This window comes from Reichenbachiella faecimaris (assembly GCF_900176375.1).
GTDB classification, from domain to species: Bacteria; Bacteroidota; Bacteroidia; order Cytophagales; family Cyclobacteriaceae; genus Reichenbachiella; species Reichenbachiella faecimaris.
On the sequence record NZ_FWYF01000002.1, the window covers coordinates 571984 to 593794 of the forward strand.

Sequence of the window (21811 nt, forward strand, 5' to 3'; positions counted from 1 at the left end):
ATTTAGTTTCATAATTGAGTACCCAACCCGCCAGATACCAGCTATTTCAACGAATTTTTAGGGCATAATAGTAGCACAATGAGAATTAATATGTTCAGGGTTCTGCCCCTGTGTATATGGCTGGGTCTGTCCATAAATGAAGTCCACGCACAGTGGCTTGCAGACTATTGTTATAGAAAGAGTGTAACAGTAGATGCAACTCAGGTGAGTGGCTCTTCCAATCTTAGCGAATTTCCTGTTCTGATCTCTATCATAGATAATGACCTTCGCACCATAGCTAATGATGGAAATGTTGAAAATGCCAACGGAGATGATATTCGAATTACAGATAACACTCACACAGAATTAGATATTGAAATTGAAACTTTTGTCGCCAGTACTGGTCAATTAGTCATTTGGGTAGAAGTTCCCTCTCTAGACTATGACGACAATACTACCCTTTATCTCTATTACGGAAACAGTGCAGCCAGTGCTTATGCCAATCCCGAAAACGTATGGGACAGTAATTATCTAGGCGTTTGGCACTTAAATGAAGCCACTGGAAATCAGGTGTTGGACGCCACAGTCAACGACAATGATGAAACCATGTATCTGGGAAACCCTGGCTCTGATACTTATACAGAAAACACAACAACCACTTCTATAGCTGGAGTGGTCTCAAACGCCAGAAGCTTTAATAATGTAGGTAATGATGGAACCAATGATATCTCTTATATCGAAATTCCTCATTCCGCTTCTATAGATATCACTTCAGATCAACTTACTATTGAGGTTTGGGCGCGCATGTATTATCCGTCGCCCGAAGACGCTCCGTTTGTGATAAAATCTCCAGGCACAAACACAGAAAGATTCATGTTTGGCACACAAAATAGCGACAACGCCATTAACAGACGGATTACCTCTTCCGAAGCCAACACCAACAATGACGGTTGGAATTATAATGATGTCTGCGGCAATAACGGACACTATCGCTACGATGACGCCTATGCGTCAGATGCTGACTGGCACTATTTTGTTATGAGTTATGATGGTTCTGATGATGATGGTCTTGATGCGACCAATTTGAGAACCCTCATTGATGGCTCCTTGCAGACTTTTTCCAGATCAACCGCCACTTGCGACCCCTATCCCTATGGAAACATCGCCACTACCACTGCAGATTTATTTTTTGGTAGAAGAGTAGGTAATGAGCGGTTTTTCAAAGGAGCCATGGACGAAATTCGAATATCAACCGTCGCTCGATCCACTGACTGGATCATCACCACATACAACAATGTGGATGACCCATCCAACTTCTATGCCGTGGGAGAGCAGGAATATCCATTGGAAGGTGGAACGGCTACTGCAACCAATAGCCAGTTGGACATAAATGAGAGCACTACAATAACACTAAGCGCTTACGACATCACTGCAGCACTACAATGGCAGAGCTCTACAGATAACTCCGCTTTTTCAGATATCAGTAGTGAAAACGCTGCAACACTGAGTACAGGCAGCCTGACCCAAACCACATTTTTTAGGGTGAAGTCAACACTAGATGGATGTGATGCCTATTCTACTACTGCCCAAGTAACTGTACGTGCTACATTCAATGGAACTCATGCCTATAGAACCATAATATCAGTGGATCATACGCAAGTTGAATGCACTTCAAGTCTTACAGATTATCCCTTGCTCATCAATATTACTGGAGATGCAAACTTGCAGCAAGCCAATGGCAAAGTCCAAGATGCAAACGGCTATGACATTATTTTCACTGACGCCAGCAATACACAACTGAGCCATGATCTCGAAAGGTATGATGGAACCAATGGCGACCTCGTAGCATGGGTTAAAATCCCGACTTTGTATTGCGATGCAAACACTGAGATCTTCATGTACTATGGCGAATGTGGGTATGCAAGTGGTGATCAATCAAATACTGATACTTGGTCAAACAACTACAATGGTGTTTTTCATCTAAACAATGATCCCTCGGCCTCAGGGCTGCAAGTAGACCGCACAGCCAATGGCGATGATGGTACCAGCACCAACTTTGCCTCTGATACCCGTCTGAATGGACAAATAGGTCAGGCCATTGAATTCGATGGAGGTGATGACTATGTTACTTTTGGTACTGCTCCTCAGGTGAATGGGACAGGTGGCAGAACCTATGAGTGCTGGATTTTTACGCAAACTTTTGGAGCAAATGAAGGGATATTTCAAGCAGGTGATCCAGGCAACAATGACTTTTCACTTCATTTACTCAATAACTCATCAGAAAACTTTGAGGTAGAGACTGACGCCAATGATGATGACTTCACATTTGTCTCTTCTACAAACAACTGGAGGCATGTGACTTTAACTTACGACAATGCTGCCACATCCACCAGCGTGTATTATGATGGTGTTTTGTTTGATGTAATATCTGGTGAAATTAATACTACCGCCTTTGCCTTGGAACTAGGCCGATATAATGGTGCCGAATTCGACGGATATATGGATGAGTTTAGAATTTCGAGTGTAGCGAGGTCTTCTGAATGGTTGAAAACCCAATTTAACAATCAGAGTTCACCATCCACATTTTACTCCTTGGATAGTGAAGTTTCTGAATTTGTATGGACAGGAGGAGCTGGCAGTACAGATTGGAATGACGCAAATAACTGGTCTACTTGTAGCGTGCCATCCAGCACGGATGATATCATAGTTCCTGGCAGTCTAGGCTTTTATCCTGTTGTAGATCAAAATCGAACGGCTAACTATATCAACATAGCATCTGGCGCAAGCATGGATCTAAATGGTTTTGATCTAAATGTGACGGGAGATTTTAAGAATGATGGGGCCTTTAATGCCAACAATGGAGCCGTGATTTTCAGCGGAAGTGGTGAGCAAAATATAAAAGGAGTGGGAGCATTGTCCTTTTTCGATATGGAAGTCAATAAGCCCGATGGGGAGATCATCCTAAACAAAAATTTGGACGTTACCAACGAACTGACACTTACCTCTGGTATCGTACAACTCAATGACAACTCAATGACCATAACGGCTACTGGATCAATTGTTGGGGGATCTGCCTCCTCCTTTTTCGTAACTACCAGTAGTTCTTGTCTCACCCAAAATGGTATTGGGTCTGGCGGAAGAACTGGAGACGTTTTATTTCCGATTGGCACCAGTAGTACGAGCTACACTCCTGCAACTTTAAACAACACAGCTGGCAACATTGATGACTTCTGCGCCTATGTTTGTCAAGGAGTTTATACCAATGGGGCTTGCTCTGGAACACCCATCACCTATAAGGTAGTAAATAAAACCTGGCAAATTACACCAACTTTCGGGGCTGGCCTGGATGTCACTGTATCTCTCCAGTGGAATGGTGCAGACCAAACAGGCGACTTTGTAAGTGGCAATGCTTATCCTTCTCAATATAATGGCGGAACGTGGAATGGTATTTTGGGCACAGATGTCAGTGGACAAGCAGATCCTTATGTTTTATCTGCTACTGGTATCGCTAATTTCTACCCTTTTGGTGTAGGCTCTGATGATTCTGTCTTGCCAGTTGAGCTATTACAATTTAAAGGCAGTCAATACCAAGATGCAGTTGAATTGTATTGGCAGACAGCTACTGAATTGAACAATGATAGGTTTGAAATTGAATATTCGGCGAACGCCCTAACGTTTGTGACCAGAGGTGTTGTTTCTGGAGCAGGTACTTCCAATGACCAACAAGCTTATCAATTTAGTGACAACCAGCCTGTGGAAGGGACTAACTATTATAGATTAAAACAAATTGACTACAATGGTGACTATGCCTATAGTGATATTATCAGAGTAGAATATTCATCTTTCCAGATTGCTGCTTTTTTGGTCTATCCAAACCCAAGTTCAGGTACCTTTCAAATCATGACAAAATTTGATTTGGATCGACCCGTTGAGCTTGAATTGATAGATATGAGTGGTAAGATCGTTTGGGCACAAAGTTTTAGCAAGAAAAACAAATCAATGGCTTTTGACCTATCGCATATACAGAGTGGCTACTATATACTCAAAGCAATGAGTGGGTCTCATAGCAGTACCCAAAAGCTGGTTAGAAATTAAAAAGACCCGCAGGCAAGGCCTTCTGCCTCTTTCCCGCGGGTATCTACTTGAAAAGGTATTTTTATAAGGCTATGCCTTTAGTTTTTTTCTAGAAAAGAATACTATCACTAGTACGAGTCCAAAAAACAATCCTCCACTGCCTAACATCAGCAACTGACCCTCTTGTGGTTTTTGATCTTGCTGAAAAACTCCACGGGAAGTGAAAATCAGATTCGCCTCAAAGTCGTTGTCCTCATTGAGGAAAAACTTAGTGATATTTTTTCCACCTCTATAAACCCTAAATAAATTGGTGTGATTGTATGTAGTCCCAAACATGGGGATGTAAACTTTTGCTTCTGATGGCTGAAGTGGGATTTCAGGCAAAATAAACTTGAGATCCGTTTGATGTGATCCGATCAAGATGCCTCCATTTCTAAGAGCAATTTCACGACCATCAACAGTCAGGTGAAAATTTGATTTTACATAATTGATGACCAAATCTTGGTATGCTTTCTTCTCGATACCTAATATCTTGCTCTTACCATAATGTTCAATCATGGCCGCATCCACTCCTGCTTGTGCAAAATTCATCTCGACCAGCCAGCCAGCCCCTGTGTCTCTCAGCGTAAATGTTGCCATTTTCGAATTGTGAGCAGCTCCACTATTTAAGACTGTGCTCATCCACAACATCATGAGGTAAATTAATTTCATAGCACAATAACTTTCTGTCTCATTCCACTATAAAGACGAAGAGATTTAGTTATTCCCTACCCAAAGAAGAAGAATAGCGAAGATTAGTGGGCTAGCGACTATAAAATATATAATCTGTGGCAATGGGCGGTATCCCATTTTGGCGCAAATCCGAAATGATCTGACCGCGATGATGTGTATGATGATTGGTCACATGAAAGAGAATGTCTCTGATACTGTTATTGAAGGTTTGCTTTTTAGAATTGGTATAAGTTAGTTTCAGATCCAGATCGAATGCCTTAATTATTTTCAGACTATCAGTGAAATTTGTTTGATCCATTGCCTTACATGCTACCAATGAATGCACTTGAAATACATCCAAAGGTTGTTTTCCTAAGATTCTGGCATTCCAAATCTGATGGGCATTGATGTTGTGAGAGAACAGTGGAATACTTCTCTCGGTCAATTGATTTTCATGCGCTATTAATTGATCTGCCAGCTGTTGATTGGTGTGATGGTGAAACTCAAAAAGGTTTTGGAAGAATGGTTTCATTTCAGAAGTTTAATTGTATCTAAAGGTAGCAATCACTTATAACATTCCTTTAAGGCTCTTAAATAGTTTATTCAATGCTGTGGGTGCTCAAAACCTAAAGCATTAGCCATTTGACTACCAGATAATTCAGTAGTTGAGAGCTTTTCTTTGGCTTGCTCAATTAATTTCTCTTGGGGTTACCTGTGGCTGAACGTGGACGACTGGGTTCTATAATAATCTTTCGTCAATCAGTTCACCATTTTCATAGATTTCCTCTTTTGCTTTGCGCCCCATCTCACTCCAAAATATTTGCGCCCCTTGCTTTTTATCATTTTCGTAATTGATCTCGCACAGTTTAGCCCCAGACTCATAGTACCAAACCCATTTTCCTTTTCTTTCTCCATCCTGCCACTCTCCTTCAGACCTTGTCAATCCATTTTCATAATAATAAGTATGCCTTCCTGAAACACCTTTGGACAAACCATATCATGAAATCCCAATAATGCAAAGGCATCCCAAGATCAAAGGCAATCTGAGCTGCGCTCTTTCGGGTCGGACGTCCGCCAACTTCAATACGTCATTTGGTATAGGCCGAAAAGCAAATTTGTATCCTGCAAAAGTCGCCATTGCATAAAACAGGAGATCAATCACGTTAAACGTTTCCAAATATATGGCGCTAATAGAGTCTATATTTAAGAGCATTAATGTTTCGAAAAAGTCTAAATATTCTGCCTCTGCGATAAACCCTACTTGTGTGAAAAGATTACCAAGTGCACAACCAAGAAAAGCAAAAAATGAACCTACAAACCCAAAAACTGGGTCAATGCCAGCACCAAAAAACTTAAATGTTCCTCACGCATCATTTGATTGTGTTTGATTGAAGATTAATTTTCAAGAATAATCAATTTGAAGTCATGGTCAAAATTTCATCTGAAATTGACTTCATGTTAATTTTTCATGAACATCATCCATCTATTCTAGGAGCAGAATCAATCACTATCAACTTAAAATTAAGTTAAATAACTTATGAATAAGTTTGTAAACTTAAAATTAAGTTGTACTATTGTCTAGCTGATTAAAATTAAACTCAAATAGTATGGTCACTTTAACTAAGGCAGAGGAGAAGATAATGAAGATTCTCTGGGGTATCGAAAAAGGTTTTATCAAGGATATCATCGATCAGTACCCCAACCCTAAACCTCCTTACAATTCGGTTTCTACCATTGTGCGCGTATTGGTGCAGAAAGAAATCATAGGCTACACGGCTTATGGCAAATCGCATCAGTATCATCCGCTCATTAGTAAAGACGAATACAAAAAAGGGCAGATGTCGCGGTTGGTGAAGGACTATTACAGCAATTCACTCACGCAAGTGGTCAACTTTTTTTCCGAGAGCAAAGGGCTCAGTGAAAAAGAACTAGACGAAGCCATGAAAATGCTCGAAGCACTTAAATCTCAGAAAAATGGATAAGTTCATTTGGTATTTGATGGAGTCCAGCGTGATGCTGACCTGTCTCTATGCACTCTATGTATTGATTTTGCGAAAAGAGACTTTCTTTTCGCTCAACAGATTCTATTTGATTGGGATTGTGCTTTTCAGTTTGGTTTTTCCGCTTTTGAGTTTCGATTTTAATCCCGCGCCAGTCGCCCAGCTACCCATTCAGGAAATCAGCAAAGCCAGAGTAACGTATTACGATGCTTTTGCTGAGTGGACGTATGTTCATACTTCTGCAGCTCCAGTCGCCACATCTCCTACACGGTTTAGTGAAATCAACTGGGGAGAAGTAGCATTATGGACGCTGATTGGACTTTATTTGATTGGTGTGGTGGTTTGTTTGTCACGTACAGCATGGACGGTTCAGTGGATTTATGGTTTGATCCGCAGGCATGCTGTGGAAACACACGAGGGCGTGCAAGTGGTGAAAATGAAAAACCAAATGGCACCGTTTTCTTTTTTGAATTTTGTTTTCGTACATGAGGAAATAATGGGTACGGCCGAATTCGATTACATCCTGGCACATGAGCGTACGCACGTGCAGCAGCGACATGCTGCAGACTTAATTTTTGTTCAACTTTTGGCAGCTTTTTTCTGGTTCAATCCAGTAATCTGGCGGCTGATTAAATCCCTAAAAACAACACATGAATATATAGCAGACAACCACATTATAAACAAGGGTTATTCCTTAGTTGAGTACCAGACCTTGCTTTTGAGACAATTGATCAGCAACAACTCTTACGGGTTGGTACACAATTTCAATTTATCATTTATAAAAAAGAGAATAACCATGATGAAAAATAAAAAATCTGGCGGGTTTGGCAAAGTAAAAGTAGCCGCTGCCTTAGTATTTACCCTAGTATTTGGTATCGTGATGATACAATGTAATTCAGCAATGGATGAACAAACACCTATTACTACCTCTGAAAAAGCGATTAGCAATAATTTCTCAGATGGAGTGAACTTACCTGTAATTACAGGTCGCGAGGGTGTATATTATGCATCAGAATCTGACCTTTTGAATTTCACTGTAGTGAATGATAAGCTTACTATAGATGGCGTAGAACATGAAGTAGATGAAATCGCTAAGGTAATTACTGCTTCAGGTTTGACTTCTAACGGGATCATTGCCCTCAGAGTAGATAGAGACCAAAAAATGGAAATGATTCGTGCGATTCAAACAGAATTGAGAAAAGCTAATAGACGTAAAGTACTTCAACTGGGTCAGTCCTCACTAGGACAAGTAGTTGAGTCACCTATGCTCCTACCTCCAATGCCAGGTCAAAGCTTTCCAGGTTCACCAGAAATGCCTAAAATAGATGATGCCTATGCCAAGGAGCATGATATAGACATTCTTAAAATCTTTCTGGGAAAACATGCAGATCTTACGCATCAAAAGAATGTTTATGACTTTGTAAAAGATCAGATGGCTAAAGGTAAATCCAACTATGTGGTAAGCACCAAGTTTAGCAATTCTGATTCCTATGGAACTTACTTGAAAAATTGGGTCTATATCCAGGAAGGGTTTAATAAAATCTATCAGGAAAGAAGTCAAGCCATGTTTGGTAAAAACTATTTGGAACTTAATAAGGACATCCCTGAGGAGAAAACGCAGTATGATGCAGTAAGAAAGGGCATACCTAGAGCGATCTCTTTAGCCGAGCAAGAAGGAGATTGCTAAAAAATGGATTAGTACGAAAGTACGGTTGGGTGGCATCTCATCCAACCGTATTTTTTTTTGCAGCTCTTCGATTTTTTGCCAATTGCCTCTTCGCATATTTCAGATCCAATCTGGCACTTTCCTTCTCGATAAACGTGACAAGCTCATCAAAGTCATTTTGTGAAACCAATCGATCTTTCTTGAAAGGAAAAATTCGATTGACTGGAAATCGACTATTGAGCTTGATGGTCAGGCTATAATACTTTCGCAGGTTTTCTTCTGGAACATCTAAAGCATAGCCCGTCTGCTTCTGGCTATCCTCGGGCAACAGCCATGGCTCCAACTCACCATCATTTTGTAAGTATCTCTTGAGTAAAAACTTCTTATTTGGCAACGCTCTTTTACGCGTCCACCAGAGGTTTTCCACTTCTTCCATCGCCAGAAATGTTTCTTCAATTTCATCTACTGCCTGAAGGGACTTCAAAGTACTTGCCAAGATTTGTGTGACTGCTTCCTCATATTCCAGATCGCTTTTCAAAGCTAAGATCCCAATTCTGGCACCTAACAAATTAGAATAAAGGTCTTCTGGAGAAAAACTGGAGAATTTTTCAGGGAAACCCGGAATGTAAGAAGCACCAAACCAGGTACTGATCTCGTGCCATACAGATAAATCATAAGCGATTTTACCAGCAAGTTCAAACTTGTCTGTATAGTTATTGATCAAAGCTCGATGGATGGTGAGTGTTTTTGTTCCTCCTTCAATGCCCAGACGCAAGACCACACTGTCAATCAGACTATCTGCACTCATTACTGCATACAAATAGGCTGTCCAATCTGCATAATCGCGCAAATGACCCAAGTCCACAAATCCCCCTTTTTGTGTATAGATAATCCCATTCCCCTCAGATGAGCCTCCTAGATACTTATGTTTTCCTAAGGCATCTATATCTAGGATATCATTCTTTTTTACAAAAGGAATTCTGCCCACACTCACATCTGAGCCAAAAGCACAGCAGATACGAATGACCTTGGACGGAGGATTGGCAAGCTGTTTATCAGACAAAATAGGTGCTTTGGCCAGAAGGGCATTCATTGACATAGCCCATAGTGCTGTAAAGATCCATTTATTCATAACTAACTATTTAGAACTGACTCATAATGAATTTTCAATCGATCCAAATTAATGCCATTCAGGAATGAAGAATAACTTAAATACGAAAGCAAAAATCTTTTGTCTTTAATCCAGGGCGGAAAGAATTTAGGCTTTTCAATCAAACCCATTTCTGAAAGCTCTTTGAGCACAGGCAAATCCATGATATCCAGTTTGCCACAAAACAACAAATCCAAATACTCCAGTTTGCCCTTGCTGATCGCAACACGCAAAAAATTGTGGACGGTAATCAACCCTTCCAGGTAGACAATATCTTTCGTAAAAGGTGCACCACCAGTCATTACCCCTCCTCTAAAGACCCGCTTGGCGCTTTCAAAAGATTGGTCAGGATTATCCGTCTTTTCTAAATAGTACTGATAAACTTGCAGAAAATCTGCTCCCTCTATCGCCATCTGTATGGCTATCACGCGATCTGAAAGTCGCTGCAACCGATCCAAATCAATGGATCCAGTAATAAACTCCGCAAAAACGGCCAAGCCTTCTTGCGTCTTGGTCGTGCCAGGGTGTCCTTCTCTTAGAATTTTAATACTGGGTTGATTGTAGCCATTGAGCGAAGTAGCTACGTGTACAAATAGCTCATGCTGGATCAACTGATTCACGTCTTTGTCAGTAAACTGGGCGGTAGGTCTAAGGCAAACTCTTCGTCTTCCAGCCAGAGCATTTGACGCCAGGGTTTCATCCATCACAATTTCGGGTGCTAGGTCGCCGAAATTGTCCTTCACCACTTTTCGCATACTTTTAGCAAGCAAGTCTGCTGAAAACTTTTGGCTCGTATCAACACCTAAGTCTATGTGGTTGACACTGTCAAAAACTGAGTCGAAATGATGAGCCAATTCCAGCGTAGTATGCAGTCCATTGTGCAGAGGGTCTACTGGTTTACCATAAAGCGCCTCAGTATGAGTGAAAAATTCTGAAGTGCCACGTGAAGCCAAAAGTAGCGCGCTACTCTCTATTTTGTTGGCAATGCCTGAGGCCCAAGCATGGATGTTGCTGGATTCGCCTCCAATCAGCTGATTAGCTTTTTTGATGAGATCCAAAACAGGTTTTGGGTCATATACCCCATAGTTCACTACGGGTAATTTTTGTGCCTTATTATTGAAAAATTCGTTTTTGATCGTCTGCGGCCAGGCGATATTTCTCAAGATACGAACGGAAGAAGCTGCTTGCTGTAGACAGTCGCTAATCTCTTTGATATGCTTTTTATCTGCGTCCATTTGATTTATTAATAAAAACCATACTAAATGTACAGCGGACACAGATCATTTTGATCAACTGAAGAAGAATATTTGCAATGGATTATTTGATCCTTCTGCCTTGAGTAGTAAATGAAATACCCTGCTGACCAGAAGTGGAAATCATTACGCCTTCAAAATAGGGTTCGGGGGTTCGCTCTTTTTTCTTCCAATAGAACAGAAAATTGGCTCCTGTTCCTCCTTGAAGATCGTCTTCACTTAGCACAATCTCAACCGTTTCCATTGGTGCAATAAATACAGGTTGATCAATATAAGTCTTGATCAATTGGCCACTGGTATCATAGTATTCCACCTTCTCGATATATACAGAGTCCAGAATGTTGGTGTTCCTGGCACTCACGGTAGCAGTCAGATCGTGTGTTCGTTTTTCTTTCGAGCTATAGATTTGAGAGTAAATAGATAAATAGGTTTCGCCAGCTACTAAAGAATCCAGCGTGGCGGAGTTTACCACTCGTTCAAACCAATTGACACTTCCAGGGCCGTGCTCAGGTTCAAGCTCTCTGCATGAGCCTACCATCACCAGCGAAAGTAAAGATAAAATCATTGTTGTTTTTGGGTACAAATTCATAGCCGAATAATTCTTGTACAATTTAGAAAACGCGAATGACTTATGGGCTCTTGGATGAGAACATTTCTATGGTCTTGTCGAGCAACTCCGTCCCGCCCGCATCTCCATGTCCAGGAATAACTGTTTTTGTATCAGGGTACTTAGACTTTATTTTTTCAACTGTGCCTGACCACTCCTCCAAATTAGCATCTCCTAAATAACCCCTTCCAGCTTTCATGGATTTTATCAAGCAGCCGCCAAACATGATCTGCTCAGAAGGGAAGTATGCGACGACATTGTCAGGTGTATGCCCCTCCCCAACAAAGTCGACAATAACCTCCTGTTGTCCGACAGTAAGATTGATGAAATCATCAAATCCCTGCCAGGGAATTACGGCTATAGAATCCAGCAGTTGGATGGTTCTGTGATGCGCTATTGAGGGAATTTGCCTTTCATGAAAAGCGGTCAATCCGCCCAAACAGTCGCCATGAAAATGGGTAGGTACGATGGCCACCACCTTACTGTCTAATGTTTTCTCCACCCATTCTATTAATTCTGATGAAACCTCGTTTTCAGCAGGGGTATCAAAAATTATGGCTTCATTTTGATCTATCACAATCATTCCATTGCAAGCCACCTTGCCATAATCGTCAGTCTGAAGATAAGAGATGTGCTGATAAGCATGATCGGAAACTTGTTTGATGATCAGGGTTTCGGATTCATAGAGCCCCTTAGAGTCGCAGGCTATAATAAATAGCAAGAAAAAAAAGTATCTATGCATCTGTTATGAAAAATAAGTGCTCATATTCTTTAAATTATTTATTTCGTCCGCAAGTGTTTGGGCTTCTTGTGTAAGCGAACTAGGAAATCCATTTAATTCTAGTATTCTGATCGCATTGGTCTGGCTCAGCGTTCCCGCCTTCAGTAAATAATCAAACGAAAGCTTGCCATTTTCAATCGTATCAGAAAAATAATAATTGTCATAGCTATCCGTCAGATATTCTGTCAATTCAACATCGTGCGTGGCAGCAAACACATAATTATTCCCTTGATTCAAATAACTGAGGACTGCCTTTGCAGAGGCTATCCTTTCTATGGTGTTTGTTCCTTTAAATAATTCATCAAGCAAAAACAAGTTCTTGTTTGCTGACGTACTCTCTTCGAGCAATTCTTTAATCTTTTTCACCTCCGCATAATAATAGCTAGTGTCTTCCACCAGGTTATCTGACACTCGTATGGCCGAAAAAATCTTCATGTTAGGTAAATCGAAGGACTCACAACAAACGGTATTTATTGTCTGTGCTAACAGGACATTAATTCCAACAGCGCGTATCAAAGTGGACTTCCCAGACATATTAGACCCTGTAATGAGCATCGACCTATCTTCTGTAATGTCTATATCATTAACCACTGGGTCTATGGTCAGTGGGTGGAATATACCTTTCGCTTGGATACGGTTAGAACCACGCGTAAAATGTGGAATGGCATAGTTTGGCAAAGATTGCCTAAAAGCAGAAATAGAAATCGCCACATCCAAGGCAGAGACGGCCTCAAAAACTTCTAATACTTCTTGTCGCTTATTGTCTAACCTTCCAAGGATTGAAAAAAGAAAAATAGGCTCTATCAAAAAAATTCCTTTTAGGAAATCCAGTATATAATCAAAAACCTGACTCAATTGATCAGACACCTTTGACTCCCATTTAAAAACAAAAGCAAGCACAGATATTTTGTTCAGCTCATTCTCTGCCTTTTTAATCTCTTCAATGCGAGAATTAAAGGCATTAAGTTTTACTAAGTTCTTGGCAATTTTGGTGAGTACCATCAGTTGTGGAATGGTATTAGAATGGCCAACTACATTATTCTTATTCCAATAATGGATCAAACTGTTGATTGTCGTGACCAATAATAGCCCCAGAATCATGGTAGGATATATTAATGATAAAATTATCATACATACGCTGAGGCCTGACAGTATGGGCAACAAACTAAACCACTTAGGCTTACTCGGAATAGCTCCGTAGATGAGGCGCTGTAAATAGTATGCCCCTGGACTATTTAGTTTATTTAATTCTAAAACTGCTGACTTTTTAATTTTGGGCTGTTCGTTGAGGTGCTCAATGATTTTTTCAAATTGATCCACTGGACCTTCAACCAGCGTCCGAAGAACAGCATACAAGTATTGCTGCCCCACTACTGAAGAGGTTCTGTCCAAATACATAAACAACTCTTCAAAATCCAAGTCCTTGCAGGTACCATCAGATATTACCTGATAAGCTTTGCTCTTATTCGAATGCTTGAAATAGAGAGATATTCTGTCAAAATCGAAATCCGTTGATTTCAAATAAAATGGCTTTACTTTCCTCTTCTTTTTTAATGAAAACATTTTTGAAATTTAAAGGTTATCAATCCTTATGCACATGCACGTCCATTTGAGGAAATGGGATGCTGATACCTTCTTTGGCAAAAGTCTTGTAAATGTTTTCATTCATGTCGAAATGAATCCCCCAATAGTCTTCGGCATTGGCCCAAGCCCTTACTACAAAATTGACCGAACTATCAGCCAAAGCTGAGACAGCAATGAAGACTTCAGGATCTTTATGAATTCTTTCATCAGCATCTGCCAATCGTTTAATGACTGCTTTGGCCTTATCTACATCATCCCCATAAGCAATGCCAAAAGTCCAGTCTACTCGTCGCTTGGGTTCTGTTGAGTAATTGGTCATACTGCTTGTAGATAGCCCTCCGTTTGGAATAATAATGGTTTTATTGTCAGGCGTTTTGAGAATAGTATTAAAAATCTGAATAGAGGAAACACTCCCTGCGAATCCTTGTGCATCAATATAATCTCCTACTTTGAATGGCTTGAACAATAGAATGATTACACCTCCTGCAAAATTTTGTAAAGTACCTGAAAGTGCCATGCCTACAGCCAGTCCGGCCGCACCTAGAATCGCCACTAGCGAGGTCATTTCTATACCCATGGTGGTCAATACTGAAATGACTAGGATCACTTTAAGTAGCATTGACACCAAGCTTACCAAAAATGGTTTGAGAGAGGCGTCAATGTCTCGTGCATTGAGTACTCTTTTGAATCCATTGGATAGGGCTTTTACTACCCAAAACCCAACAACAAGTACGAGAATGGCGCCAACTAATTTTGGGCCATACGCAAAAATCAGATCGAGAACTTTGGGCATTAATTCTTCAGGAGTCATACGCATTGATTTTTTGTTTAAAATTGAAATTAATCAATTCTAAAAGAATGAAAGGCAATCTGCACGGTCTTTCGAGAGCGATTTGAATTATGAGGTTTTAAACGGATGGGTGAAGGCTACATAACCAAATGAAAAACCGAATGCCATTGATATTGCGGCCATGACCCAAACGACAGGACTATCAGCAGCTTTTAAATAGCTCATCCCTGAGGCAAAGAAAAAAAGGAAATTAGCCATCATCAAAGGCTTACCATATATGCCGCCAAGTATATTGGAGCGTGTCATCCAATTGAGCAAAGCAAATGCTAGCAATGCTGCTCCCAATGTTTGGGAGATGAGCAGACCTACTCCAGCAGTACTTTGCCCAAAATGAGCATTGACTTCCTGAGGAAGAAATGTAAACAATACGCCTTGTGTAGACAGATAGGCAACACTTAGGATCATTAGGATTTTTGTTTTCATATCAGATTTGGTCATGCCATGCAATAAAAAAGTCATTAAATACAAAAATAGTCAGCAATTTGATTTTTGATCAAAATAGACACATAGATGGTCTTATTCACATTTTTTATTAAATAAAGGCTGATAAGTCGACCCTGATTTTTTTTAAAAAAAACACTAACCACATAGATAATCAATGAAATTCATAGGTATGATACAAAAAAAGGCCCTATGAAAAAACTACTAAACTTATTATTCTTTTGCCTGATGATGAGCACAGCTCATGGTCAGCTGACCAGCATTCCCAACTTCGGTTCTAACCCTGGGAATTTGTCTATGTATATCCATACTCCGGGCAATATGCCTAGTGATGCACCACTGGTTTTGGTGATGCATGGTTGTACACAAACTGCGAGTTCGTACTCGAATGAAAGTGACTGGAATTCATTAGCAGACACCTATAAATTCTATGTCATACATGCCCAGCAAAAAAGTGCCAATAATTCTTCGGAATGTTTTAACTGGTTCGAAACTGGAGATATCAGTCGCGGATATGGGGAAGCTGCCTCACTCAAAAACATGACTGACTATATGAAAAACAACTACTCCATAGACAATGGACGGGTGTTTGCCACAGGTTTTTCTGGCGGAGGAGCAATGACTACCGTGATGCTAGCCACCTATCCAGACATATTCAGTGGAGGAGCTGTGATGTCTGGCCTGCCATACAAAGTGGCAACATCAACTAACGCTGCATTCATGGCCATGTTTGGCAATGTCAATCAATCTCCTTCGCAGCTCGGTAATAGTGTACGTAGCGCTTCTAGTCACAATGGCCCTTGGCCTAAAGTTGTGTCCTTTCATGGTTCCTCAGATTATACAGTTTATTATATGAATCAAAATGAAATCATGGAGCAATGGACTAACGTACATGGCATAGATCAAACGGTTGATGTCACTGAAAATTCTTTCATGGGAAATTCGGCTATTACAAAAAGTCAATTTCAAGATGCCAATGGCAACACACAGGTAGTTACCTATTCTATCAATGGCATGGGACACACGATTGCCATTGACCCTGGAAATGGAGAAACCCAAGGAGGTCATACAGGTTCGTATACCAATGACGTTGATTTCTTTTCCTCCTATTGGGCAGCTGAATTTTTCGGTATTCTTGAAAACACTACCCCCAGTCTGAATCCTCCTACGAATGTTAGCGCAACGGCAAGTTCGTCTACACAAATAAATTTGAGCTGGATCGACAACGCATCTACAGAAACCGCTTATCACGTGGAACGAGCTTTATCCTCTGGAGGAAATTATAGCACAATTGCGACCTTATCCGCCAATGCGTCTAGCTATAATGATGAATCCTTGGCTCCTGCTACTACTTACTATTATAAAATCACAGTGACCGACGGAAGTACAAGTGCAAGCAGTATCGAGGTAAGTGCCACCACGCAGCAGGGAGGAACGAACTCACCCCCAGCGGCTCCTTCGTCATTGAGCGCGAGTGCCACTGGAATGTCATCCGTACAGCTAAGTTGGCAAGACAATGCCAACAATGAAAATGCTCATATTCTAGAACGATCAGAAGGAAATGAATCCAACTATGCTGTAATCGCCAATTTATCCGCCAATGTAGAAAGTTATTCAGACAATGGTTTGAGCGCATCGACGACCTACTACTATCGAGTTAAAGCCTCAAATGCAGAAGGTAATTCTGCTTACAGTAATTCTGCTAATGCTACCACTGAGGGCCAAGCCACTATTGTTACTATTGGTAGCACTTCGGGTAACGGTATTTTGAGTTATTCCAATAGTAATGCCATGGGTCAGTCATTCACTGCAACCGCTGATGGACAAGTGGTAGAAATAGATGTAAAGTTGGTTTACGGTATTTCTGGATCTTCACTAAAAATATTTCAAGGAAATACTGTTTCAGGCTCTCCTGCCTATGAACAAACAGGGATTAGCGCAGCAAGTGGGTGGCAAACCATACCCCTGAGTACACCATTTGACGTCTCCTATGGTCAGGTATATACTTTCGTTATTACTAATTCATCCATTAGATATGCTTATTCAAACACATACAATAGTGGCAATTTTTGGTACAATACGATATCGTATGGTGTATTTGATGCTGCATTTACCATTTCAGTAAGTACCTCATCTGGTTCGGCAAGGTTTGCTGAATCACCAGATAATATTGCTCATTTAGGTAAACCATTCACTATTTACCCCAATCCTAGTTTTGGAACAATTAAGGTGAGAATTGGCGAAGAAGCCACTTTGGGAAGGTTGGAGTTGATCACCACTTCTGGTCAGGTCTTGATGCGAAAAGACCTAAACGCCAACCTTTCTGAAGTAAATTTGGAAGGGATCAAATCAGGCTTATACATTTTGCAGATCAAAACCCAAGATCAGTTATTTAAGAGTCAGTTGGTCGTTAGATAGATAAAAAAAGGCCAACTCTATAGTTGGCCTTTTATCAATTCTTGATTTTCTGGAGATTACTCTACCTCTTCATAATTCACATAATCCCCTCCTTTGAAATTACCGCCATCTTTAGATTGCTGTCTTTCTCTGGGGTTGAAGTCAATACTTACGTTGCCATCTCTGGGCTGACGTTGCTGAGCACGCTGCCCTTGTGACTGGTAGGTCTGTTGACGGGCTTGAGTCGTGAAGCCTGAAAACAAAGTGCGAAGAATAAAGCCACCCAATTTGGCAATGATCCAAATGAATACAAATAATAGGAGTAAAAACTTAAACATACTGTCTTTTACTTATCGACTGAGATATAGGTTTCGTTCTGCGTACAATTCCATAAAATAATCATCCATCAAATCATCTATAAAGTAGATTGACTCACCAGTAGATTTCATCTCAGGCCCCAATTCCTTATTTACATTCGGAAACTTGTGGAATGAGAAAACTGGCTCTTTGATCGCATAGCCTTGTTTCTTCGGATTGAATTTGAAATCCGTGACTTTCTTATCTCCGAGCATTACTTTCACTGCATAGTTTACATACGGTTCTTGATAAGCCTTGCAAATGAAAGGTACTGTTCTGGATGCTCTTGGATTGGCTTCTATGATATAGACTTCATCATTTTTGATTGCAAATTGTATATTGATCAAACCTACTGTTTCCAATGCTACGGCAATTTTTCTCGTGTAGTCTTCGATTTTTCTGATGACCAAATCCCCCAAATTGAATGGAGGTAAGACAGCGAATGAATCCCCTGAGTGAATACCTGCTGGCTCTATATGCTGCATGATCCCAATGATGTGTACATTCTCTCCATCACAGATGGCGTCTGCTTCTGCTTCTATGGCTCCATCCAAATAATGATCCAGCATGACTCTGTTTCCTGGGATTTGTCTGAACAACTCTACGACATGTGATTCTAGCTCTTCTTCATTAATTACGATTTTCATGCCTTGCCCGCCCAATACATAAGAGGGTCTTACCAACAATGGAAATCCTAATTCTTGTGATAAAGACAAGGCTTCATCTGCAGTCTCAATAATTCCGAACTTGGGATAAGGAATGTCTTGTTCCTTAAGCAAGGATGAAAATGACCCTCTATCTTCAGCCAAATCCAGCGCTTTGAAGCTAGTGCCAATGATTTTGATTCCATATCTCTCCAGCTTCTCGGCCAATTTCAAAGCGGTCTGTCCGCCTAACTGCACAATCACACCTTCTGGTTTTTCCAAAAGGATAATTTCATAAATATGCTCCCAGAATACTGGCTCAAAATATAGCTTGTCGGCAATATCAAAGTCAGTCGAAACCGTCTCAGGATTACAGTTGATCATGATGGTTTCATAGCCACATTCTTTGGCAGCCAGTATGCCATGCACACAGGAGTAATCAAACTCAATGCCCTGACCTATTCTATTTGGCCCAGAGCCAAGAACGATTATTTTCTTTTTGTCTGTAGGTATTGATTCATTTTCTTCTTCGAAAGTAGAGTAATAATAAGGGGTTTTTGCATCGAATTCAGCCGCACAGGTATCCACCAGCTTGTAGGTACGCTTAATTCCCATTTCTTGTCTCTTAGCAAAAACCTGGCTTTCCAAACAATCAATCAGATGTGCAATCTGTCTATCTGCATAGCCTTTTTTCTTTGCAGTTAGCATCAGGTCTTTAGGCAGCGTGTCAAGATCGAATTTGTCAATTTCATTTTCGAGCGCAATCAATTCTTCGATTTGGTTTAAGAACCAGGGATCAATCTTAGTCAGATTATGAATTGTCTTAAAAGGAATGCCGAGTTTGAAAGAGTCATAGACATGAAATAGTCTATTCCAACTAGGGTGCTTCAAACTGTACAACAGCTCATCGTGGCTCTTCAACTCTCGTCCATCTGCTCCTAATCCATTTCTCTTGATTTCGAGAGACTGACAAGCCTTTTGCAAGGCCTCTTGGAAGTTTCGGCCAATGCCCATAGCTTCACCTACAGACTTCATTTGCAAACCAAGATGTCTGTCAGATCCCTTGAATTTATCAAAGTTCCATCTAGGTACTTTTACGATCACATAATCTATTGAAGGCTCAAAGAAAGCAGAAGTTGTTTTTGTGATCTGGTTGTTGAGCTCATCCAGATTATAACCAATAGCCAGCTTGGCAGCTATTTTTGCAATTGGATATCCAGTGGCTTTAGAAGCCAGCGCAGAAGAACGCGAAACCCTTGGATTGATTTCTATACCAATGATTTCATCGGTTTCAGGGTGCACTGCGAACTGGACATTACATCCTCCCGCAAATTCTCCTATACCAGCTATCATTTTGATGGCATGGTCTCTAAGGTTTTGATAAACGGTATCAGGAAGTGTCATCGCTGGTGCCACAGTGATCGAATCGCCTGTATGCACACCCATTGGGTCAAAGTTCTCAATAGAACAGATCACAATGAAGTTGCCAATGCTGTCTCGCATGATTTCCAACTCGTACTCCTTCCAGCCCATGATACTCTGCTCAATCAGCACTTCGTGGATTGGTGAGGCATGAAGTCCATCATTCAAAGCTTTGTCAAAATCTTCAGGTTTTTCCACAAAACCACCTCCTGCACCCCCTAGGGTATAAGAAGATCTAATGATCAATGGAAAACCGATTTCCTGAGCAATTTCTTTGCCTTCTAGGAAAGAGGTAGCCGTACGCCCTTTACAGGTGCCTACGTTCAGTTTTTCCATAAGCAATCTGAATTTCTCTCGATCTTCAGTCGTCTCGATGGCATCGAAATTTGAGCCAATTACGCGCACCCCATGTTTCTCCCAGATGCCTGCTTTGTCGCAGTCCATAGCTAGGTTCAATGCCGTCTGACCACCCATGGTTGGCAGTACGGCGTCGATGTCGTGCTTTTCGAGAATTTCTCTAATTGATTTTTTTGTAAGGGGTTTGAGGTAAATGTTGTCCGCTGTCACCTCATCAGTCATGATAGTCGCAGGATTCGAATTGATCAAAGTCACTTCGATCCCTTCCTCCCTAAGTGATCTTGCTGCTTGCGATCCGGCATAGTCGAATTCACAGGCCTGTCCAATTACGATAGGGCCGCTTCCAATGATGAGTATTGATTTGATGCTATTGTCCTTTGGCATTGCGGATGTTTTTTATTTGATAGTATGGATACTCTAAAATTGCGCAAATCTAGAAGCTATTCGGCGTAATAAAAAGGTTTGAGCGCATTGTCTCGTAAATTTATTAAGCATGTTTAATCCACTTTTTGCCAATTCAATATTTATGGTGTTAATTTTGACCCTCAATTGAAAAATAGCTATGAAAAAAATATATCTGACCTCTTTGATTATTATCGCTGGTTTGGCTTTCTATGCCTGCAACTCTTCGAATGAGAATACCTCCAAGGTTTCAGAGTCTCTGGTAGGAGATTGGAAAGTGCAATGGATCACTTATCCAGACCAAAGTGCCCCATCCAACGACTCTATCAACTATACCATGAATGGTGAGATGAATATCCTTGGAAATGGCAAAATCACCATTAATGCCTTTGGATACAAAAATTGTATTTTTGGCACGGATACTTTGATCCATACACTCAATTGGGAAGTCCCATCAGATACCATTTTGAACCTGACAAATGATGGGGATAAGTATGGCATACCCTATACCATTATAGAATTAGCTGAAAATAAGGTGAAGCTACAGTTGGTAGAAGATGTGTATTTGTTTTTGACGAAGTAGGAGTACTGCCTCCTTCGGGATACAAACGAAATATTGGTATGTGTAAAATCAAAAATAAGTATCTTACTCTCTGATCACTTCGATTCTTCATTATGGTAAAAGAACAACTCAAGGCATTGGCTCAACTTGCCAATAGTGATGGAGAGATAGATGAGCGAGAGCTTAGATTGATCTTCCGCATTGGAGAAGCCCATGGCATGGATCAGACAGAGGTTCAAAAAATCATTGACCATCCCGGACAGCTTGGAAATCTCAAGTCATTAGATGAAGACGACAAATTTGAGTTTTTGTACAGCATTATTCAGCTGATGAAAATCGACGATGAAATCTATAATGAAGAAGTCCTGTTTTGTCAACAAATTGCCATGAAGCTGGGTTATGGACTTGGAGCCGTTATGGAAATGTACCCTCATGTTCACAAAAATGTGGTTGTCCGCGAAGAGAAACTTAGGCTCAAAAAGAAAGTACGTGAATTTTTGAAATGATACGTTTTCCTGATTGGGCTATCTGCAAATCGACGTAAACTACTATCTTTAGTCATTTAGTATGTAAA

The 21811-nt window shown here is 40.7% G+C and carries 18 protein-coding genes; 6 read left to right on the plus strand and 12 right to left on the minus strand.

Annotated features, from left to right (window positions below; all coding sequences use genetic code 11):
• The first annotated feature begins 78 nt into the window (after window positions 1-78).
• The gene (locus tag B9A58_RS10305) at window positions 79-4074 is read left to right on the plus strand and encodes a DUF2341 domain-containing protein (RefSeq protein WP_084372763.1); all 3996 of its coding nucleotides are present in this window, start codon (window positions 79-81) and stop codon (window positions 4072-4074) included.
• Window positions 4075-4143: 69 nt separating this feature from the next.
• On the opposite strand, the gene B9A58_RS10310 is transcribed toward B9A58_RS10305, so the two are convergent.
• From B9A58_RS10310 to B9A58_RS10320, 3 genes are all read right to left on the minus strand, one after another.
• Window positions 4144-4764 carry a hypothetical protein gene (locus B9A58_RS10310; RefSeq protein WP_084372764.1) on the minus strand — a complete coding sequence of 207 codons (621 nt, stop codon included), beginning with the start codon at window positions 4762-4764 and terminating at the stop codon, window positions 4144-4146.
• Window positions 4765-4855: 91 nt separating this feature from the next.
• Window positions 4856-5296 (minus strand): DinB family protein, encoded by a 441-nt coding sequence (locus B9A58_RS10315; RefSeq protein ID WP_084372765.1) that lies wholly within the window; start codon window positions 5294-5296, stop codon window positions 4856-4858.
• Window positions 5297-5503: 207 nt separating this feature from the next.
• Window positions 5504-5755, minus strand: a complete 252-nt coding sequence (locus B9A58_RS10320; protein ID WP_084372766.1) for a toxin-antitoxin system YwqK family antitoxin — start codon at window positions 5753-5755, stop codon at window positions 5504-5506.
• Window positions 5756-6371: 616 nt separating this feature from the next.
• Here B9A58_RS10320 and B9A58_RS10330 point away from each other — a divergent pair.
• Both B9A58_RS10330 and B9A58_RS10335 read left to right on the plus strand, forming a co-directional pair.
• Window positions 6372-6746 carry a BlaI/MecI/CopY family transcriptional regulator gene (locus B9A58_RS10330; protein ID WP_084372768.1) on the plus strand — a complete coding sequence of 125 codons (375 nt, stop codon included), beginning with the start codon at window positions 6372-6374 and terminating at the stop codon, window positions 6744-6746.
• Window positions 6739-8451, plus strand: a complete 1713-nt coding sequence (locus B9A58_RS10335; protein ID WP_084372769.1) for a M56 family metallopeptidase — start codon at window positions 6739-6741, stop codon at window positions 8449-8451. The genes B9A58_RS10330 and B9A58_RS10335 overlap by 8 nt, the downstream gene beginning before the upstream one ends.
• Window positions 8452-8488: 37 nt before the next feature.
• Here the strand turns inward: B9A58_RS10335 and B9A58_RS10340 are convergent, their stop codons facing one another.
• The 7 genes from B9A58_RS10340 to B9A58_RS10370 all read right to left on the minus strand — a co-directional run bounded on the left by B9A58_RS10340 (window position 8489) and on the right by B9A58_RS10370 (window position 15078).
• On the minus strand, window positions 8489-9562 hold the full coding sequence (locus B9A58_RS10340; RefSeq protein WP_084372770.1) for a DUF4056 domain-containing protein: 1074 nt from the start codon (window positions 9560-9562) through the stop codon (window positions 8489-8491).
• Window positions 9563-9564: 2 nt separating this feature from the next.
• Window positions 9565-10815, minus strand: coding sequence for a peptidase MATCAP family protein (locus tag B9A58_RS10345; protein ID WP_084372771.1), 1251 nt, complete (start codon window positions 10813-10815; stop codon window positions 9565-9567).
• Between the two features lie 82 nt (window positions 10816-10897).
• Entirely contained in the window at window positions 10898-11398 is a 501-nt protein-coding gene (locus B9A58_RS10350) for a DUF3124 domain-containing protein (RefSeq protein ID WP_176214746.1), read from the minus strand.
• Window positions 11399-11462: 64 nt separating this feature from the next.
• Window positions 11463-12182 (minus strand): subclass B1 metallo-beta-lactamase, encoded by a 720-nt coding sequence (bla, locus tag B9A58_RS10355; RefSeq protein ID WP_084372773.1) that lies wholly within the window; start codon window positions 12180-12182, stop codon window positions 11463-11465.
• Between the two features lie 3 nt (window positions 12183-12185).
• Entirely contained in the window at window positions 12186-13784 is a 1599-nt protein-coding gene (locus tag B9A58_RS10360; protein WP_084372774.1) for a MutS-related protein, read from the minus strand.
• A gap of 19 nt (window positions 13785-13803) precedes the next feature.
• Entirely contained in the window at window positions 13804-14616 is an 813-nt protein-coding gene (locus tag B9A58_RS10365; RefSeq protein ID WP_084372775.1) for a mechanosensitive ion channel family protein, read from the minus strand.
• An 87-nt stretch (window positions 14617-14703) separates the two neighbouring features.
• Window positions 14704-15078, minus strand: a complete 375-nt coding sequence (locus B9A58_RS10370) for a hypothetical protein (RefSeq protein WP_139793832.1) — start codon at window positions 15076-15078, stop codon at window positions 14704-14706.
• Between the two features lie 210 nt (window positions 15079-15288).
• Here B9A58_RS10370 and B9A58_RS10375 point away from each other — a divergent pair, with 210 nt between their 5' ends.
• Entirely contained in the window at window positions 15289-17514 is a 2226-nt protein-coding gene (locus B9A58_RS10375; RefSeq protein WP_084372777.1) for an extracellular catalytic domain type 1 short-chain-length polyhydroxyalkanoate depolymerase, read from the plus strand.
• 56 nt (window positions 17515-17570) lie between these two features.
• Here the strand turns inward: B9A58_RS10375 and B9A58_RS10380 are convergent, their stop codons facing one another.
• Together B9A58_RS10380 and carB are read right to left on the minus strand one after the other, a co-directional pair.
• The gene (locus B9A58_RS10380) at window positions 17571-17831 is read right to left on the minus strand and encodes a DUF4834 family protein (RefSeq protein ID WP_084372778.1); all 261 of its coding nucleotides are present in this window, start codon (window positions 17829-17831) and stop codon (window positions 17571-17573) included.
• Window positions 17832-17843: 12 nt separating this feature from the next.
• Complete coding sequence (gene carB / locus B9A58_RS10385) at window positions 17844-20657, minus strand: carbamoyl-phosphate synthase large subunit (RefSeq protein WP_084372779.1); 2814 nt, start codon at window positions 20655-20657, stop codon at window positions 17844-17846.
• Window positions 20658-20835: 178 nt separating this feature from the next.
• Here carB and B9A58_RS10390 point away from each other — a divergent pair, with 178 nt between their 5' ends.
• Together B9A58_RS10390 and B9A58_RS10395 are read left to right on the plus strand one after the other, a co-directional pair.
• On the plus strand, window positions 20836-21258 hold the full coding sequence (locus B9A58_RS10390; protein ID WP_084372780.1) for a hypothetical protein: 423 nt from the start codon (window positions 20836-20838) through the stop codon (window positions 21256-21258).
• A 92-nt stretch (window positions 21259-21350) separates the two neighbouring features.
• On the plus strand, window positions 21351-21743 hold the full coding sequence (locus B9A58_RS10395) for a tellurite resistance TerB family protein (RefSeq protein WP_084372781.1): 393 nt from the start codon (window positions 21351-21353) through the stop codon (window positions 21741-21743).
• Window positions 21744-21811: the final 68 nt, after the last annotated feature.

Coding starts and splice junctions, on each gene's coding strand:
- B9A58_RS10305 (WP_084372763.1), top strand. CDS start 79: ATGAGAATTAATATGTTCAGGGTTCTGCCCCTGTGTATATGGCTGGGT.
- B9A58_RS10310 (WP_084372764.1), bottom strand. CDS start 4,764: ATGAAATTAATTTACCTCATGATGTTGTGGATGAGCACAGTCTTAAAT.
- B9A58_RS10315 (WP_084372765.1), bottom strand. CDS start 5,296: ATGAAACCATTCTTCCAAAACCTTTTTGAGTTTCACCATCACACCAAT.
- B9A58_RS10330 (WP_084372768.1), top strand. CDS start 6,372: ATGGTCACTTTAACTAAGGCAGAGGAGAAGATAATGAAGATTCTCTGG.
- B9A58_RS10335 (WP_084372769.1), top strand. CDS start 6,739: ATGGATAAGTTCATTTGGTATTTGATGGAGTCCAGCGTGATGCTGACC.
- B9A58_RS10340 (WP_084372770.1), bottom strand. CDS start 9,562: ATGAATAAATGGATCTTTACAGCACTATGGGCTATGTCAATGAATGCC.
- B9A58_RS10345 (WP_084372771.1), bottom strand. CDS start 10,815: ATGGACGCAGATAAAAAGCATATCAAAGAGATTAGCGACTGTCTACAG.
- B9A58_RS10350 (WP_176214746.1), bottom strand. CDS start 11,398: ATGATTTTATCTTTACTTTCGCTGGTGATGGTAGGCTCATGCAGAGAG.
- bla (WP_084372773.1), bottom strand. CDS start 12,182: ATGCATAGATACTTTTTTTTCTTGCTATTTATTATAGCCTGCGACTCT.
- B9A58_RS10360 (WP_084372774.1), bottom strand. CDS start 13,784: ATGTTTTCATTAAAAAAGAAGAGGAAAGTAAAGCCATTTTATTTGAAA.
- B9A58_RS10365 (WP_084372775.1), bottom strand. CDS start 14,616: ATGACTCCTGAAGAATTAATGCCCAAAGTTCTCGATCTGATTTTTGCG.
- B9A58_RS10370 (WP_139793832.1), bottom strand. CDS start 15,078: ATGAAAACAAAAATCCTAATGATCCTAAGTGTTGCCTATCTGTCTACA.
- B9A58_RS10375 (WP_084372777.1), top strand. CDS start 15,289: ATGAAAAAACTACTAAACTTATTATTCTTTTGCCTGATGATGAGCACA.
- B9A58_RS10380 (WP_084372778.1), bottom strand. CDS start 17,831: ATGTTTAAGTTTTTACTCCTATTATTTGTATTCATTTGGATCATTGCC.
- carB (WP_084372779.1), bottom strand. CDS start 20,657: ATGCCAAAGGACAATAGCATCAAATCAATACTCATCATTGGAAGCGGC.
- B9A58_RS10390 (WP_084372780.1), top strand. CDS start 20,836: ATGAAAAAAATATATCTGACCTCTTTGATTATTATCGCTGGTTTGGCT.
- B9A58_RS10395 (WP_084372781.1), top strand. CDS start 21,351: ATGGTAAAAGAACAACTCAAGGCATTGGCTCAACTTGCCAATAGTGAT.